Below are 12,606 nucleotides of genomic sequence, written 5' to 3' on the forward strand. Positions count from 1 at the left end.
AACGATGGAAACCTATCGTTTCTGGAAATGCGCATATGAAACTGCCGGATTTCGAAGCCTGGGCGATCTTCGCGAAGGTCGCCGAGAGAGGGTCCTTCGGGCGGGCGGCGGATGAACTCGGGCTGTCGAAGGCCACGGTCTCCAAGGCGGTCACCCGCCTGGAAGCCCGGATCGGCGGCCGCCTGTTCCACCGGACCTCGCGCAAGATCGCCCTGACGGAGATGGGCCATGCGGCGCGGGACGGCGCCGCGCGCATCCTCGCGGAGGGCGAAGCGGCGGAAGCCCAGGCCACGGCCTCGTCATCGGTTCCGCGCGGCATGGTGAGGCTGGCCGCCCCCATGTCGTTCGGGATCCTCCACGTGGCCCCGATCCTTCCGGATTTCCTGAGTCAGTATCCGGAGGTCTCGGTGGACCTCCATTTCAGCGATGCCCTCGTGGATCTCGTGGGCGGGGGCTTCGATATCGGCCTGCGCATCGCCGCGCTGGCGGATTCCTCCCTGCGGGCGCGGCGCCTCTGCCTTGTGAACCGCGCCCTCGTTGCGTCGCCGGATTATCTCGACCGGCATGGCAGGCCGGAGCATCCGCGCGATCTCGCCCGCCACGCCTGCCTCGGCTACGCCTATCTGCCGAGCCCGGACCGCTGGATCTTCACGAGCCGCGAGGGCGAGGAGGCGGTCATCCTTCCCGCCGGGCCGCTGCGGGCCAACAATGCCGACGCCCTGACTCCCGCCCTTCGCGCCGGGCTCGGCCTCGCAGTCCAACCGGATTTCATGGTCTGGGAGGATCTTCGGGCCGGGCGACTCGAACGGGTGCTGCATGGATGGGAGCTTCCGCCCATCGCCCTGCATCTGGTCACGCCGCCGGGAGACCCGCGCCCGGCCCGCGTGCTTGCGCTCATCGCCTTCCTGACAAGCCGGTTCGCGGCAGCACCCTGGTCGAACGGCGCCGCCGCACAGCCCTGAGACCGCGATCAGAGCACGACATGCGGGCCGACCGCGTCTTCGTGGAGCGGCGAGAGAAAGGACGCGCCGATGCCGTTGTCGAACCGACGGGCGACCTTGGCTCTGGTGTTTCCGATGACGATCAGCGTGCCGACGTCGAGGGGCTCCTCCATGGAAACGGCCACACCCGATGCCGAGATGTTGATGACACGGCCGGGAAGCATCGATCCGGCCTCGGTCGTGACCAGCACGTCCTGGATCTCCGGCACGATACGCGGATGGATGCGTGTCACCAGAGGCTGTGGATTCTGCGATTTGGCGACGCTGAGGAGGCTCTGCACCACGAGCCCGAGGGGATGGTCGGCGCTGAGAACGCGGATGGCGAAGGAAGCGGCCTCCGCTCGAACGACGATGGCTTCGAGGGATCCGGCATGGCGGATACTGCAGGTCAGTCGCTCATCGACGGCGGGCACGACCGATGACTTGAAACGAATGCCGTCCGAGGAGAGATCGTCGGTGACCGCATAAAAATTCTGCCGATGCCGCCCCCAGCAAAGAGCTGGCAGGATGACCTTGTATCGCGCCTCCGACCGCCTCTCGCTCATCACATCCCTTTTTGTGTTGAGCACTTTTATGCTGGCGACTCTTCAAGCGAAGCTTTCACAATCGAGAAAATTCGATTCAATATCCTACATCAACAACTCGAACCATCCGAGATACACGCAGGACGAGTTGATCGACTAGAACCGAGCTTTGTCGTTAGAGCGGCCTACACCCGTCAGGCCATGCACTTTGATGCGGGAGGCGAGCGTCGTCGGCTTGACGCCGAGCAGTTCGGCCGCCCCTCCGGCCCCAAAGACGCGGCCCTTGCTCAAGACCAGGGCGGCGGAGATATCGGCCCGGTCGCGCGCCCTTCGCTCGGCCTCGGTGGCGGGGGTGAGGCCAGGTGAGACCTCGCCCTGCGGGCGCCTGCCCTCGAGGGGACCAGGGCTCTCGGCCTCGGGCAGGTCGAACCGCAACCGCCCGCGCACGGCCAGGATCGCTGCCCGCTCGACGATGTTCTCCAGCTCGCGGACATTTCCGGGCCAGTCGTAGCGCGCGAGGCGGCGGACATCGCCTTCCGTGAGACGCAGGTCGGGCATGGCGAGCCGCCGGGCCACGCCCTTCAGGAAGTGCTGGGCGATGAGGGGAATATCCTCCGGCCGCTCGCGCAGGGGCACGGCCGCGATGGGAAACACGTTGAGGCGGAAATAGAGATCCTCGCGAAAGCGCCCCCGCTTCACCTCGGCCTTGAGGTCGCGGTTGGTGGCGGCCACGAGACGGACGTCGACGAGGCGGGTCCGTTCCTCGCCGATCCGCTCGAATTGGCGCTCCTGCAGCACGCGCAGGAGCTTGCCCTGCAGGTCGATGGGAATTTCGCCGACCTCGTCGAGGAACAGGGTGCCGCCATCGGCGAGTTCGAAGCGCCCGACCCGGTCGCGCAGAGCCCCGGTGAAGGCACCCCTTGCGTGGCCGAAGAACTCGCTTTCGAACAGTTCACGCGGGATCGCCGCGCAATTCACCCGGATCAGCGGCCGGTCCCGGCGGCGGCTCGCCTCGTGGATGGCGCGGGCGATGAGCTCCTTGCCGGTGCCGGATTCGCCGGTGACGAGGACGGTGGCGTCGGTGCCGGCCACGAGGTCGATCTGCCGGAGGGTCGCCTCGATGGCCGGCGAACGGCCGATGATGCCCTGGTGGTGCCCGCCCTCGCGGATTTCCTCGCGCAGATAGGCGTTCTCGAGTTCCAGGCGCTGGCGCAGGGAATCAACCTCCGCCAGGGCCTGGCGCAGGCGCTCGTCGGCCTCCCGCCGCTGGCTGATGTCGCGGAACACGATGACCGCGCCGAGGAGCCGGCCCCGGTCGCGGATCGGCGTCGACGTGTATTCCACGAAGATCGGGGTGCCGTCCCGGCGCCAGAACACCTCGGTATCCACCTGATGCACGGCCCCATCGCGGAAGGCGGCATAGATCGGGCAATCCTCATGCGGGTAATGGCAGCCATCCGGGTGGCTGTGATGGACGGTGGCATGCATGTCGCGCCCGACGAGGTCGGCCGCGTCCCAGCCCAGCATGCGCTCCGCCGCCGGGTTGATGAAGGTGGTGATGCCTTCGGCATTGACCCCGTAGATGCCCTCGCCGGCCGCGCGCAGGATCAGCTGGTTCTCGCGCTCGATATCGCGAAAGATCCGCTCCATCCGCTGCCACTCGGTCAGGCCGGCGCGCATATGCGCATCGGCCTCCGTATCCACGAGGCGGCGGCGTCGCTCGTCGAGGTCGAAAAGGCTGACGAGGAGGAGCGCCGGCTCGCCCGGCAGGATCGTCCCGCTATATTCCACATGGAGGCCGTGCCCCTCCGCGTGCCTCGGCGAGAGGGCGTGAGTCCAGTCGCGCCCCCGCGCCTGCACGGCCTGGGTGAAGACGATCAGCGTCGGCACCTGGTCGGGATGAAGGCCGGTGACGCGCATGCCCCGCAGGACATCGAGATCGTAGCCGAGCAGCCGCGCGGCGGCTGGGTTGGCGTCCCGGATCTCGTCGGCCACCGGATCGAGCACCAGCATCGCCTCCGCCGCCCTGTCGAAGGCGGGGCCATAGGCCGAAGCAGGCGGCGCGACTGAGTTTTCCATCACGATATCTCGTAGCATGCGTCACGAAAAACCGTAATCGACGATATTTCGTAATACTCGTCTATCTCTCAAACCATTGTTCCGGTTGTGATTTTTAATGGAACCATGGATGGCACAGCGTTTGCCATGAAGAGACAGTCTCCGCAGAAAGGTCCGCGTCATGGCGCTCTTCGACGATCCGTTCAACGCCCGGCTGACCTTGAAGCGCGGGGGCTGCTCCTGCGGAAACCATCGCGATCAAGCCGCGCACGATGCCGAAGCTCCGTCCGGCGACGCCGCGATCACCCGGGCCATCGAAGGCGCGGTGATGCGGGCCCTGTTCCCCGAGGATGCCCAGCGGCGCGCCTTCCTAAGGAGCGTCGGCTCGGCGACGGCGCTGGCCGCCGTGAGCCAGTTCTTGCCCACGAAATTCGTGGCCGAGGCCTTCGCGCAAGGGGCGAAGCCCGAGAAGACCGACCTCAAGGTCGGTTTCATCCCGATCACCTGCGCCACGCCGATCATCATGGCGAAACCCATGGGTTTCTACGAGAAGCAGGGGCTGAACGTGGAGGTGGTGAAGACCGCCGGCTGGGCGGTGATCCGCGACAAGACCCTAAACAAGGAATACGACGCCGCCCACATGCTGGCGCCGATGCCCATCGCCATCTCCCTCGGCGTCGGATCGAACCCCGTCCCCTACACGATGCCGGCGGTGGAGAACGTCAACGGCCAGGCGATCACCCTGGCGATGAAGCACAAGGACAGGCGCGACCCGAAGAGCTGGAAGGGCTTCAAGCTCGCGGTGCCCTTCGACTATTCGATGCACAATTACCTGCTGCGCTACTACCTCGCGGAAGCCGGGATCGACCCCGATACCGATGTGCAGATCCGCGCCGTCCCGCCGCCGGACATGGTCGCCAACCTGCGGGCCGACAACATCGACGGGTTCCTCGCCCCCGACCCGGTCAACCAGCGCGCAGTCTATGACGGCGTCGGCTTCATCCACATCCTGTCGAAGGAGATCTGGGACCGGCACCCGTGCTGCGCCTTCGCGGCCTCGCAGGATTTCGTCACCCAGACCCCGAACACCTACGCCGCCCTGCTCCGCGCGGTGATCGAGGCGACGGCCTATGCCTCGAAGATCGAGAACCGCAAGGAGATCGCCGCGCAGATCGCGCCGGCCAACTACCTCAACCAGCCGGTGACGGTGGTGGAGCAGGTGCTCACCGGAACCTTCGCCGACGGCCTCGGCAATGTTCGCAAGGTGCCGGACCGCGTCGATTTCGACGCCTTCCCGTGGTCGTCCTTCGCGGTCTGGATCATGACACAGATGAAGCGCTGGGGTCAGATCAAGGGCGATGTCGATTACAAAGCAGTGGCCGAGAAGGTCTATCTCGCCACCGACGCCGCGAGATTGATGAAGGAGGCCGGCCTCACCCCGCCGACCGCCACGTCGAAATCCTTCTCGGTGATGGGCAAGGCCTTCGATCCGGCCAAGCCCGAGGAGTATCTGAACTCCTTCGCGATCAAGCGGGCGGGCTGAGCCATGAAGGCCTCCCTCTCGCTCCGCGCCGGCATCGTTTCCCTGGCCGTCCTCGCCGCCTTCCTGCTGCTCTGGCAGATCGCGGTGGGCGGGGTCGCCAAGACCGAGGCCATGGACCCGGAATATGCAGCCCTTATGGGTGCGAGCGCCACCACCGGCAAATCCGCGATGCCGGGTCCGCTCGACGTCGCCGCCACCGCCTGGAAGCACCTCAGAGACCCGTTCTACGACCGTGGCCCGAACGACAAGGGGCTCGGCATCCAGCTCGCCTATTCCATCGGCCGGGTGGCGCTGGGCTACGGACTCGCGGTGCTGGTGGCCATCCCGATCGGCTTCCTCATCGGCATGTCGCCGCTGATGGGACGGGCGCTCGACCCCTTCATCCAGCTGCTGAAGCCGGTCTCGCCCCTCGCCTGGATGCCCCTCGCCCTCTACACGATCAAGGATTCGAGCCTGTCGGCGATCTTCGTGATCTTCATCTGCTCGCTCTGGCCGATGCTGATCAACACCGCCTTCGGCGTCGCCGGGACGCGCAAGGAATGGCTGAACGTCGCCCGGACCCTGGAGGTCGGGCCGATCCGGCGCGCCTTCACGGTGATCCTGCCGGCGGCCGCGCCCACCATCCTCACCGGCATGCGCATCTCCATCGGCATCGCCTGGCTCGTCATCGTGGCGGCCGAGATGCTCGTGGGTGGAACCGGCATCGGCTACTTCGTCTGGAACGAGTGGAACAACCTCTCGATCACCAATGTGATCGTCTCGATCCTGGTCATCGGCCTCGTGGGCATGATCCTCGACCAGTTGCTGGCGCGCGCTCAGCGTCTCGTCACCTTCCCCGAGTGAGGTCGCGCCCATGAGCAAGCTCATTCCCTTCGCGCGGCGCTTCGCAAGTGCCGCTCCCGACCCCGCCGCCGGGACCAGCCGCATGTCGTCCTCCGAAAAATTCATCTCCATCGAGGGGATCGCCCGGCGCTATCCCGCGCCCGGCGGCAAGCAGAACACCGTGTTCGAGAACCTGTGGCTGCCCATGCGGCGGGGCGAGTTCGTCTGCATGATCGGCCATTCCGGCTGCGGCAAAACCACGGTGCTCAACATCCTGGCCGGGCTGGAGGCGCCGAGCGAGGGCGTCGTCATCGTCGACGGGCAGGCGATCGAGGGAACCAGCCTCGACCGGGCCGTGATCTTCCAGGGCCACGCCCTGCTGCCCTGGCGAACGGTGCTCGGGAACGTCGCCTACGCGGTCTCCTCGCGCTGGCGCAAGGCGTCCCGCGCCGAGGTGGAAGAGCGTGCCCGCAAGGCCATCGCTACGGTGGGCCTCGCCGGCTCCGAGCATAAGCGCCCCTCGGAACTCTCCGGCGGCATGAAGCAGCGTGTCGGCATCGCCAGGGCACTCGCCATCGAGCCCAAGATCCTGCTCATGGATGAGCCGTTCTCGGCGCTGGACGCGCTCACGCGGGGCACGCTGCAGGACGAGGTGCGCCGCATCTGCATCGAGACCGGCCAGACCGTCTTCATGATCACCCACGATGTCGACGAGTCGATCTACCTCGCCGACCGCATCGTGCTGATGACCAACGGTCCCGAGGCCAAGGTGGCGGAGATCGTCGAGAACCCGCTGCCCAAGCGCCGCGAGCGCGCGAACCTCCATCACGCGCCGGGCTACTACGCCCTGCGCAACCACCTGATGGACTTCCTCGTCAGCCGCTCGAAGAGCCTGCGGGACGCCATGCCCGCCGGCTACGACCAGCGCCACCCGCCCGTGGTGCGGCCTGGTGCGGCCGAGCCGAAGCCGATTGCTGTCCCTGCCGCGTCGTAGATCCGCGCCTCGCAGACTCACGCGCCGCCCCTCACCCCCGTGTCTCGATCCATCGGAGAACTCATATGAAGCGCGAAGACCTCACCGAAAAGCTCCTCGACATCAAGCGCGAGAAGGGCTGGACCTGGAAGCATATCCAGGACGAGATCGGTGGAATCTCGCCGATCCTCATCACCGCCGCCTGCATGGGGCAGATGAAGCTGCCGAAAGCCCAGGCGAAGAAGGCGGCGGAGCTGTTCGGCCTCACGGAATCGGAGGAGCGGATGCTCAACGAGGCGCCCTATCGCGGGTCCATCGCGCAGATGCCGCCCACCGACCCGCTGATCTACCGGTTCTATGAGTTGGTGATGGTCTACGGCACCACCTGGAAGGAGCTGATCCAGGAGGAGTTCGGCGACGGCATCATGTCGGCCATCGACTTCAACATGACGATGGAGCGCGAGCCCAACAACAAAGGCGACCGGGTGAAGATGAACCTCTCGGGCAAGTTCCTGCCCTACAAGTATTACGGCAACGAGGAAGGCGTGCCTGATTACGGCTTCAAGGAGCCGTAGCCGGCGCAGCATCGACGCGAACTGGTAAAGGCATCGCGGCTCATCGGGCCGGGTTGCCTTTTTTCGCGCAGGACGAGTCGACGCAGGCCCCGGTTTCGTGCTGATTGCGCAGGCTTGGCCGTAAAAGCGGCCGCCCCGTCGGAGACTGTCGCCCGCATGAACCTCAACGCGATCTCGGCCACCTGGGCCCCCCGGCTCCTCAGCATCCTGCGCATCGTCGCCGGGGTGCTGTTCCTGGAACACGGCACGCAGAAGCTGTTCGGGTTCCCCGTGCGCATGGGCGGCGGCAGCGCACCGGCCCTGTTCACGCTCTTCTGGTTCGCGGCGATCCTCGAAATCGTCGGCGGTGCGATGATCATCCTCGGCCTGTTCACGCGGCCGGTGGCGTTCATCCTCTCCGGCCAGATGGCCTTCGCCTATTTCATCGCCCATGCGCCAAAGAGCCCGTTCCCGGCCCTCAATGGCGGCGACGCGTCCATTCTGTTCTGCTTCCTCTTCCTCTACCTCGCCGCCGCGGGCGCCGGTCCGTGGAGCCTCGACGCGCAGCGCCGCGGACGGTTCTGAGACCCGGAGAAAGCGGTCGGCCGCGCTTCCCGCTTCGGGTGGGAGCGGGTCGCTCCGGAACGAGGGAGAGAATGCGGATGCTTGCCCATCGTCACCCCAGGTCGTCCGGCTTCCCGGCGTGACGACCGTCTCCTCCGCCGAAGACCGGCGGATGCGCGTCATGGCCGTGGCCGTTCAGAAGGGCGGGACCGGCAAGACGACCCTGGCGGCGTCGCTCGCCGTCGCGGCCGCGGAATCCGGCGAGCGCGTCGTTGCCTACGACCTCGATCCGCAGGGCTCGCTGATGGCATGGGGCGCCCTGCGCCGCCAGAACGGCATCACGGTCGACCGCATACAGGCCTGGGAGATCGGGCAATTGCCCGACATCCTCGACCAGACGTCAGAGAACGGGACGACGCTGGTCTTGATCGATACCGCCGGCGCCGCAACCGGCGCCACCCCCGCGCTCCGCGCCGCCGACCTCGTCCTGGTGCCGGTCCGCCCGTCGCGGCTCGACCTCGTGGCCGCCCGGCCGACCTTGCAGGCCCTCGTCGGCCTCGGCATGCGGAGCCGTCTGGCGCTCGTACTAAATCAATGCCCGCCTCCGCCCTCGGCGCGCACCGACGCCTATGCGGCGCAGCTGCGCGGCCTCGGCGTCCTGGCAGAACCGGGGATCGTCCAGCGCGTCGACCACCAGGACGCCGTGGCGGCGGGGCTTGGCGTCACCGAATACGCGCCCCAGGGACAGGCCGCCGGGGAGATCCGCGCACTCTGGGGCTGGATCGACGCCAAGATGCGAGGCTGACGCCTCGCGTCGCGCGGAGAGCGGGGCGCTGTCTCGCCCCGCTTCGCGAAGTAGATGGGGCAGTCTCTCGCCTACGCTTCCTTCGCCCCGAATGCCGCCAGGATGCGCGCCCAGGAGCGCGTGCCTTTGTGGAAGCTCCTGAGATCGTACTTCTCGTTGGGCGAATGGATGCGGTCGTCATCCAGGCCGAAGCCGATGAGGAGCGTGTTGCGATCGAGCAGCCGCTTGAAGTCGCCGACGATGGGGATCGAGCCGCCCGCTCCGATGGTGACAGCGGGAACGCCCCATTCCTCGGCGAGTGCCCCCCTCGCGATGTCCAGTTCGGGCATGTCGAAGGGCAGGCTGATGGCGCGGCTGCCCTTGTAGCAGATCACCTCCACCGAGCAGTCCGACGGGATTCTTTCGCGCACGAAGGCCTCGAAGGTCCGGGCGAGCTGTTCCGGGTCCTGGTCGTCCACGAGGCGGAACGAGACCTTGGCGCTGGCCTCTCCCGCGATGACCGTCTTGGTGCCCTCGCCGGTATAGCCGCCGATGATGCCGTTGACGTCGCAGGCCGGGCGCGACTGGATCAGCTCGATCAGCATGCGGCCGCGCTCACCCGCCGGCTCCGACAGGCCGATGGGGCCGAGGAACTTGCCAGCTGTAAAGTCGAGCCCGCGCCATTGCTCCAGGATGTCCGCGGGCGTCTCGCGCACGCCGTCGTAGAAGCCCGGCAGGGCCACCCTTCCATCCGCGTCGTGCAGGTCGGCGATGATCTTCGACAGGACGTGGATCGGGTTGCGCGCCGCGCCGCCGAAGAAGCCCGAATGCAGGTCACGGTCGGCGCAGGTGACCTTCACCTCGAAATAGGCGAGGCCCCGCAGCGACGTGGTGATGGCCGGCGTGGTCGGGTTCCACATGCTCGTGTCACAGACGAGGACAATATCCGCCGCGAGCCTCTCCCGGTTGGCCGCGACCCATTCCGGCAATCCTTGAGAGCCGTTCTCCTCGGCGCCCTCGATCAGCAGAGTGACGCCACAGGGTAGCTCGCCCTCCATGGCGATGAAGGCGCGGCAGGCTTCGACGAAGGTCATGACCTGACCCTTGTCGTCCGAGGCGCCGCGCGCCACGATCTGTTTCTCGCCGTTGGCGTTCACCGAGATGCGCGGCTCGAAGGGCGGCGTCGCCCAGAGGTTCAGCGGGTCCACCGGCTGCACGTCGTAATGGCCGTAGAACAGCACGTGCGGCTTGCCCGGTTTCGGCGCATGCGCCAGCACCACCGGATGCAGTGATGTCTCGTGGATGGCCGTCTCGAACCCGAGCGCCGTCAGATTGCCCTCGAGCCACTGCGCCGCATCGCGGCAATGCCCGGCATAGGCTGGATCGGTGGAGATCGAAGGGATCCGCAGGAAGGCAAACAGCCGCTCCAAGGCATTGTCGAGGTCGCGGTCGATATCGTTGAGAACCGGGTCGAGGGCGGCCATCGCGCGTCCTTGTGGCAAGCGGGGATGGCGACAGGGTTAGCCGAGGGGATGGGTGGGCGCAAACCACCGACATTGCCGCTCAGGGCTGCAAACCGGGCTGGACGACTTTCGACATGCAGGAAGGTTCAGGGGGCCCACGATTCCGGAACCGTGTTCCGGTCATCGAGGAGCGTTTGGGCTCGCATGATCGGCATCTGACGAATGATATGCCGGGACCCCGCTCGTCGGGATGCGGTTTGCGGCGCCCCACCCGATCCCTCACCGAACGACGCGACTATCGGACCTTCAGGTGCGACACGGGAAGAGAACGTACCCGCTCGCCGCGAGGGTCCACGCTTCAGCCACGATCAGCGCAGCCGCATCCCGGGGCATGGGCGCCGGTGGGCCAGCGCGAGCGACGGATCAATTCGCAGAAGTTGCCCTTGTGGAAGCCGGGCTCCTTGTCGGCGATGACGTCCGCCTTAACATTGCCGAACGTCGTACCCGGCTTGTGTCGGATGCCGTCGTAGAAGGCTTGGATGATATCCTCTTTGAAGTCGGGCGTCCGAGGGAAAGCCGACACAACCGCCTCACGCTCGGCGTCCGAATACTCTTCGTAGGTCAGACCGAGCACATCCATCTCGACGCCGGCCGTGACGAGTGCCACCACCGGATGCATGTGGACCGGAATGCCCGGCGTCGTATGCAGCGCGATGGCGGTCCAGACCGTATAGACATCCGCCTCCGGTACTCCGTGCGCTGCCAGGAAGTCGCGCGCCGCATTGGCGCCGTCGACCTCGAAGCGCTCCTCCGCGCTGCTGTGGTCCGGCATCAGGCCAACGTCGTGGAACATCGCTCCCGCGTAGAGAAGTTCGCGGTCGAAGCTCAGATCGCGGCGGATGCCTGCCAAGGCGCCGAATTGGTAGACCCGGCTCGAATGATTGAAGAGGAGTTCGGTTTCCGTGTCCCGGACGAACTCAGTGACGGCACGGGCCAATTTGCTGTCCGGAATGGTGGCCAAGGTGGGAATGCTCATGAGCGGGTTTCCTTTGTGCTGAGCCTCCCAACGAGCTACGAGACATCCTTGATGGCATCAATCATCGTGTAGCGGCATTTCCTGCCATCATTCATGCATCCTCAGCCACGGAGCCCCAATGGTGCCCCGACTCGTCGCCATCCTCGCCCTTCCCGGGGTCCAATTGCTCGACGTGGCCGGCCCGCTCGACGTCTTTGCCGAGGCGAACGTCCAGAGCGGCGAGGATGTCTACGATCTCGCCATCGTCGGAACGGCCGCAGATACGATTCTGACGTCGTCGGGACGGCGTCTCGTGGCGGATCTCGTCGCTCCCGGCACTGACCCGGCTCGCTTCGACACCTTGCTGGTCGCGGGAGCGCCTCGCATGCACGAGGCGGGCGTCGACAACGGCCTCTTGGACTGGCTCGCGAAAGTCGCGACGCAGTGCCGGCGCTACGGTTCGGTCTGCAGCGGGGCGTTCCTCCTCGGTCAGGCCGGCCTGCTGGACCGTCGGAGAGTGACGACGCATTGGGCCGTGGCGGAAGTGCTGGCGGCGCGCTACCCCGAGGCGTCGGTCGAGCCCGATGCGATCTGCCTCTTCGACGGTCCGCTGAGGACGGCGGCCGGGGTCACCGCGGGACTGGACCTCGCGCTGGCGCTCGTTGAAGAAGATCTTGGCGCGGAGATCGCGCGCCGGGTCGCCAGCCAACTCGTGATGTTTTTTCGACGCGGCGGCGGGCAGATGCAGTTCAGCCGACGCGGGCTCAGTGCACCGGCCGGCCGATCGGCCTTGCAGGAGGTGCAGCGCTGGGTGGCTGCGTATCCCGCGGAGGATCACGCGGTCGAGAAGCTCGCGGCGCGTGCAGGGATGAGTCCGCGCCATTTCGCGCGCCTGTTCCGGACCGAGACGGGACTGACACCCGCCGCCTACGTGGAGAACGTCCGGATCGAGGCTGTCCGGCGTCTTCTGGAAACGGACGACATCGTTCTCAAGCAGGTCGCGAGCGCCTGCGGTTTCCTCGACGCCGACACCCTCCGGCGGGCCTTCATGCGGCGCGTCGGGACAACGCCTGCGGAATATCGACGACGGCATCTGCATCGCTGAGCCGACGGCGCATCTGAGCCTGCACGCCCGTTCGAACTATCAGATCCGGCGAATCGGTGCTCATCCGGCGGCGGCGCCTCGAACCAGCCCGGTGGCGCCCGACATCCATCTCACCAGCGGAAACACCCTACCGGGGAACAGGCTCAATTTGGAACGGTTATTGAGTGGGCGGGCGTGGGGCGCGGAAGATCTTCCCCCCG

12 protein-coding genes are annotated in these 12,606 nt (G+C 66.6%); 8 read left to right on the forward strand and 4 right to left on the reverse strand.

Going from position 1 to position 12,606, the window contains the following annotated elements; genetic code table 11:
* Positions 1 to 35 precede the first annotated feature (35 nt).
* A complete protein-coding gene (locus tag ASF32_RS10995) occupies positions 36 to 962 on the forward strand; it encodes a LysR family transcriptional regulator (RefSeq protein WP_056427803.1) in 927 nt (308 codons plus the stop codon).
* Between the two features lie 8 nt (positions 963 to 970).
* Here the strand turns inward: ASF32_RS10995 and ASF32_RS11000 are convergent, their stop codons facing one another.
* Together ASF32_RS11000 and ASF32_RS11005 are read right to left on the reverse strand one after the other, a co-directional pair.
* Positions 971 to 1,546, reverse strand: coding sequence for a PilZ domain-containing protein (locus ASF32_RS11000; protein WP_056427806.1), 576 nt, complete (start codon positions 1,544 to 1,546; stop codon positions 971 to 973).
* 135 nt (positions 1,547 to 1,681) lie between these two features.
* Positions 1,682 to 3,604, reverse strand: a complete 1,923-nt coding sequence (locus tag ASF32_RS11005; protein WP_056427809.1) for a sigma 54-interacting transcriptional regulator — start codon at positions 3,602 to 3,604, stop codon at positions 1,682 to 1,684.
* 160 nt (positions 3,605 to 3,764) lie between these two features.
* Between ASF32_RS11005 and ASF32_RS11010 the strand changes: the two genes are divergently transcribed.
* From ASF32_RS11010 to ASF32_RS11035, 6 genes are all read left to right on the forward strand, one after another.
* Positions 3,765 to 5,126 (forward strand): CmpA/NrtA family ABC transporter substrate-binding protein, encoded by a 1,362-nt coding sequence (locus ASF32_RS11010; RefSeq protein ID WP_056427813.1) that lies wholly within the window; start codon positions 3,765 to 3,767, stop codon positions 5,124 to 5,126.
* A 3-nt stretch (positions 5,127 to 5,129) separates the two neighbouring features.
* Entirely contained in the window at positions 5,130 to 5,969 is an 840-nt protein-coding gene (gene ntrB / locus ASF32_RS11015; RefSeq protein WP_056147646.1) for a nitrate ABC transporter permease, read from the forward strand.
* Positions 5,970 to 5,979: 10 nt separating this feature from the next.
* On the forward strand, positions 5,980 to 6,942 hold the full coding sequence (locus ASF32_RS11020; protein WP_056427816.1) for an ABC transporter ATP-binding protein: 963 nt from the start codon (positions 5,980 to 5,982) through the stop codon (positions 6,940 to 6,942).
* A gap of 65 nt (positions 6,943 to 7,007) precedes the next feature.
* Positions 7,008 to 7,496 carry a cyanase gene (gene cynS / locus ASF32_RS11025; protein ID WP_056427819.1) on the forward strand — a complete coding sequence of 163 codons (489 nt, stop codon included), beginning with the start codon at positions 7,008 to 7,010 and terminating at the stop codon, positions 7,494 to 7,496.
* A gap of 156 nt (positions 7,497 to 7,652) precedes the next feature.
* Positions 7,653 to 8,060 carry a DoxX family protein gene (locus ASF32_RS11030; RefSeq protein ID WP_056427822.1) on the forward strand — a complete coding sequence of 136 codons (408 nt, stop codon included), beginning with the start codon at positions 7,653 to 7,655 and terminating at the stop codon, positions 8,058 to 8,060.
* Between the two features lie 151 nt (positions 8,061 to 8,211).
* Positions 8,212 to 8,844, forward strand: coding sequence for an AAA family ATPase (locus ASF32_RS11035; RefSeq protein ID WP_056427825.1), 633 nt, complete (start codon positions 8,212 to 8,214; stop codon positions 8,842 to 8,844).
* 71 nt (positions 8,845 to 8,915) lie between these two features.
* Here the strand turns inward: ASF32_RS11035 and ASF32_RS11040 are convergent, their stop codons facing one another.
* Positions 8,916 to 10,307: a M20/M25/M40 family metallo-hydrolase gene (locus ASF32_RS11040; protein ID WP_056427828.1), complete on the reverse strand. Its 1,392-nt coding sequence runs from the start codon at positions 10,305 to 10,307 to the stop codon at positions 8,916 to 8,918.
* A 337-nt stretch (positions 10,308 to 10,644) separates the two neighbouring features.
* Positions 10,645 to 11,322 (reverse strand): HD domain-containing protein, encoded by a 678-nt coding sequence (locus tag ASF32_RS11045; RefSeq protein ID WP_056427831.1) that lies wholly within the window; start codon positions 11,320 to 11,322, stop codon positions 10,645 to 10,647.
* Between the two features lie 118 nt (positions 11,323 to 11,440).
* On the opposite strand from ASF32_RS11045, the gene ASF32_RS11050 reads away from it, so the two are divergent.
* Complete coding sequence (locus ASF32_RS11050) at positions 11,441 to 12,406, forward strand: helix-turn-helix domain-containing protein (RefSeq protein WP_056427834.1); 966 nt, start codon at positions 11,441 to 11,443, stop codon at positions 12,404 to 12,406.
* Positions 12,407 to 12,606 lie beyond the last annotated feature (200 nt).

This window comes from Methylobacterium sp. Leaf91, from assembly GCF_001422815.1.
GTDB lineage: Bacteria > Pseudomonadota > Alphaproteobacteria > Rhizobiales > Beijerinckiaceae > Methylobacterium.

Bases quoted from the DNA above. Each gene is read 5' to 3' on its own strand.
- ASF32_RS11035 (WP_056427825.1), top strand. From the start codon at position 8,212: ATGCGCGTCATGGCCGTGGCCGTTCAGAAGGGCGGGACCGGCAAGACG.
- ASF32_RS11010 (WP_056427813.1), top strand. From the start codon at position 3,765: ATGGCGCTCTTCGACGATCCGTTCAACGCCCGGCTGACCTTGAAGCGC.
- ASF32_RS11005 (WP_056427809.1), bottom strand. From the start codon at position 3,604: ATGGAAAACTCAGTCGCGCCGCCTGCTTCGGCCTATGGCCCCGCCTTC.
- cynS (WP_056427819.1), top strand. From the start codon at position 7,008: ATGAAGCGCGAAGACCTCACCGAAAAGCTCCTCGACATCAAGCGCGAG.
- ASF32_RS11050 (WP_056427834.1), top strand. From the start codon at position 11,441: ATGGTGCCCCGACTCGTCGCCATCCTCGCCCTTCCCGGGGTCCAATTG.
- ASF32_RS11040 (WP_056427828.1), bottom strand. From the start codon at position 10,307: ATGGCCGCCCTCGACCCGGTTCTCAACGATATCGACCGCGACCTCGAC.
- ntrB (WP_056147646.1), top strand. From the start codon at position 5,130: ATGAAGGCCTCCCTCTCGCTCCGCGCCGGCATCGTTTCCCTGGCCGTC.
- ASF32_RS11045 (WP_056427831.1), bottom strand. From the start codon at position 11,322: ATGAGCATTCCCACCTTGGCCACCATTCCGGACAGCAAATTGGCCCGT.
- ASF32_RS11020 (WP_056427816.1), top strand. From the start codon at position 5,980: ATGAGCAAGCTCATTCCCTTCGCGCGGCGCTTCGCAAGTGCCGCTCCC.
- ASF32_RS11030 (WP_056427822.1), top strand. From the start codon at position 7,653: ATGAACCTCAACGCGATCTCGGCCACCTGGGCCCCCCGGCTCCTCAGC.
- ASF32_RS11000 (WP_056427806.1), bottom strand. From the start codon at position 1,546: ATGAGCGAGAGGCGGTCGGAGGCGCGATACAAGGTCATCCTGCCAGCT.
- ASF32_RS10995 (WP_056427803.1), top strand. From the start codon at position 36: ATGAAACTGCCGGATTTCGAAGCCTGGGCGATCTTCGCGAAGGTCGCC.